The organism is Fuerstiella sp., assembly GCA_022447225.1.
Classification (GTDB): Bacteria; Planctomycetota; Planctomycetia; order Planctomycetales; family Planctomycetaceae; genus S139-18.
Genome location: JAKVAZ010000029.1, coordinates 1 through 3,832 on the forward strand (window position 1 = coordinate 1; position 3,832 = coordinate 3,832).

The 3,832-nt window shown below is 53.0% G+C and carries 2 protein-coding genes; both read left to right on the forward strand.

Annotation, left to right across the window (positions count from 1 at the left end; genetic code table 11):
* Window positions 1-40: 40 nt before the first annotated feature.
* The gene (locus tag MK110_19660; protein MCH2213521.1) at window positions 41-3,124 is read left to right on the forward strand and encodes a PSD1 and planctomycete cytochrome C domain-containing protein; all 3,084 of its coding nucleotides are present in this window, start codon (window positions 41-43) and stop codon (window positions 3,122-3,124) included.
* A gap of 56 nt (window positions 3,125-3,180) precedes the next feature.
* Window positions 3,181-3,832: DUF1501 domain-containing protein (locus tag MK110_19665; GenBank protein ID MCH2213522.1), on the forward strand; the 652-nt coding region annotated here is incomplete at its 3' end.

Genomic DNA, 3,832 nt, shown 5'->3' on the forward strand with positions numbered 1-3,832 from the left:
TTCAATTGAATTTACTCTGCCAGGCAGACAGACTGGTGACATGAAAGACACAATCCTCATGACGACCGTGCTGCTTGGCTTTGCCGGCGAATTTTGCCAGGCAGCTGATGTCGACTTTAGCCGCGATATCCGGCCGCTCCTTTCTGACAAATGCTTCCGTTGCCATGGACCAGATGATGGAAATCGTCAGGCAGATCTGCGGCTGGATGTTCGCAGTGACGCCGTCGCCGCCGGTGCGATCAAACCGAACAATCCGAAATCCAGCGAACTTTTGAATCGCATTACGTCGGACGACCCAAACCTCAGGATGCCACCACCGTCGACTGAAAAAATGATCTCAGAGGAAGAAACAGAACTTCTCCTGACATGGATACAGGAAGGGGCCGAATACTCCCGACACTGGGCGTTTGAATCGCCGGAACGCCCCGAACTTCCATCGGTTCGGAACAACGAATGGATCCGTAACCCGATCGACCATTTTGTTCTGGAAAAACTTGAATCTCAGAAGATGAGTCCGTCGGAATCAGCGGATCGAGTGACCTTGATTCGTCGACTGTATCTCGATTTACTCGGACTGCCACCTTCTCCTGCCAGCGTCGACGCTTTCGTCTCAGACACACGAAACAACGCCTTTCAAAATCTGCTGGAACAGATATTCAAATCTGAGCACTTCGGGGAACGATGGGGACGCTGGTGGCTGGACGCGGCTCGATATGCTGATTCTGATGGCTACGAAAAAGACAAACAGAGGAGTGTCTGGTTCTACCGCGACTGGGTGATCGCTGCGATGAACAACGATATGCCCTATGACGAATTCGTAATTCAGCAAATTGCCGGAGACCTGTTACCAGCCGCAGGTCAGTCCGAACTGGTAGCCACCGGGTTTCTTCGAAACTCCATGGTCAACGAAGAGGGTGGCGCCGACCCGGAACAGTTTCGAGTTGAAGGAATGTTTGACCGAATGGATGCGATCGGCAAAGCGATTCTTGGGATCACGACTCAGTGCGCTCAATGCCACACACACAAGTATGATCCACTGAGTCAACGCGAGTATTACCAAATGTTCGCCGCACTCAATGATTTTCATGAAGCAACGGCAACGGTCTTTACTCCGTCTCAGGATCAGCAACGTCATCATGTGTTGAACGAGATCGCTGAAATCGAAGCCAATATCAAACGCCGCGTACCGGACTGGAAAGATCGACTGTCCAAGTGGACGCAGCATGAAACGGAAAAAATGGTGGATTGGCGAATCGTCATTCCCACAGATCGACCGTACTCAGGACAGAAATTTCGAATGCTGAATGACGGGTCGATCATCAGTGAAAGCTACGCCCCTACGAAGACCAACGATACCTTTAGACTCAGAACGACTGCGGAAAATTTAACCGCCTTTCGTCTGGACGTCCTGACACATCCGCAACTGCCCCGGGGCGGTCCCGGCCGATCGGTGTCAGGAACTGGTGCACTGACCTCCTTTGAAGTGTCAATTGCTCCGGTGGATGCACCTGAACAGCAGCAGGAAATCAAACTGGTGCGGGCGTGGGCAGACGTCAATCCGGCACATTCAAATCTGCCGTTGATCTATCGCGAAAAAGATGCAGACAGCGACATTCGTGTGACCGGTCCGATTCAATATGCCATCGACGGCGACAACAAGACAGCATGGACCACAGATAATGGTCCCGGTCGGCGCAACCGAAATTGTCATGCTGTGTTTTTTCCGGAACACCCGGTTTCAGCCACAGGTGAAGTGATTCTTTCTTTCACACTGCAGCAGCGCCATGGCGGCTGGAATTCAGACGACAACCAAAATTATCTGCTTGGGCGATATCAATTTTCGGTGACCGAAAGCGACACGGTTGAGGAATCGAAGCTGCCTTCTTTGATTGAGGCCGTGCTGCAGATTCCCAAACCGGAACGGACAGTGGAGCACAACAATCAATTGTTCAGTTACTGGCGGTCGACCGTTGCCGAGTTCGCTGACGATAACGCAAGAATTGAACAACTGTGGCAAAGGTTTCCGGAATCCGAATCACAACTTGTCGTGCGATCGCGTTCGACGCCACGCGCAACGCATATCCTGACACGTGGAAATTTTCTGGCCCCCGGTGAACAGGTCACATCAGGAACACCCGCGTTTCTGCACGCCTTTCCAAAATCCAGTGAGCCGGACCGACTACGATTCGCGAAGTGGCTGGTCTCGGATGAGGCCCCGACGACAGCCCGTGTCATCGTGAACCGTATATGGCAGGCCTATTTCGGACGGGGAATTGTGTCAACTCCCGAAGACTTCGGTTTTCAGTCTCCTGATCCTACACACCCAAAGCTGATCGACTGGCTGGCTGTCGAATTAATGGAGAATCAGTGGAGTTTGAAACACATTCACCGTCTGATCGTGAATTCAGCAACATATCGACAAGCATCCGGTGGATCGCCCGAACAGCGAGAACAGGATCCATACAACGAGTTGTTGGGGCGTTCCCCCCGCACTCGCGTGGATGCAGAATTGGTACGGGATATCGCTCTGACGGCCAGCGGACTGTTGAACCGCGTGATTGGTGGTCCGAGCGTTTATCCACCGGCTCCCGAGTTTCTATTTCAACCCCCCGCGAGTTATGGCCCCAAGCACTGGTACCTGTCTACCGATGATCAGCAGTATCGCCGAAGTCTTTATATTCACGGTTACCGCAGCGTTCCCTATCCGGCAATGCAGCTGTTTGACGCTCCCAAAGGGGACTCCTCCTGCGTCCGTCGGCGGCGAAGCAACACTCCACTGCAGGCACTGGTTCTCCTCAACGAACCGCAGTTCGTTAAGTGCGCGCAAGCCATGGCGGTGCGGGTGCTGCAGGAGTCTGATCCGGAGGATAGCCAGCGTCTGAATTACGCTCATCGGTTATGTGTCAGCCGGTCGCCAACTCAAGCTGAATTACAAATCCTGCAAACACTGCTCGATCAGCAGCGCACACGTATTTCAGCAAACGAAATCGACGTCGACAAACTCATCAACGGATTACCTGGCACAGAACGTCAACTCACCACAGAGCAGGCCAGGAACCTGGCACCGTGGATTGTGGTATGTCGGGCAATTCTAAATATCGACGAAACAATTACCCGGCAATAGACGTATTTGATACAGAGCCATAACCGGACCTGCACAATTCAACCGGAATTCGGATAATGATTGGTCACAACAACACAGCGGTGGCGGTCGCAGAAACGGCAGCACCGGCAAAACGACGCTGGTTCTTACAACAATGTGGACTTGGACTGGGTCGGATTGCCCTGACCGGCCTGATGGCGGATTCGATTAGCAGAGCTGAGACTGATGTGAATCCACTGGCTGCCAGACAACCACATTTCCCAGCCAGAGCAAAAAACATCATTCTGCTGTTTATGGGCGGTGGTCCGAGCCAGTTTGAAACCCTGGACTACAAGCCGACGCTGCAGCGACTGGACGGCACGTTGCCACCGTCCGATCTGCTGGACGGCTATCGAACTGCATTCATCAATCCAAACTCCAAATTACTGGGACCAAAGTTCAAATTTTCCAGACACGGTGAGTCCGGCACGGAACTCTCAGAGCTACTACCACACACGGCAGGCGTGGCCGATGACCTGTGCATTATTCGATCTATGACGACAGACGCTTTCAACCACGCCCCGGCACAGCTGATGATGAGTACCGGATCCCCCCAGTTTGGCCGTCCCGCGATCGGCTCCTGGGTGACGTACGGACTGGGAAGTGAATCGAAAGATCTTCCGGCTTTCATTGTCTTCAATAGCGGAAAGAAGGGACCCAGTTCAGGTAATGGCAGCTGGAATTCCGGGT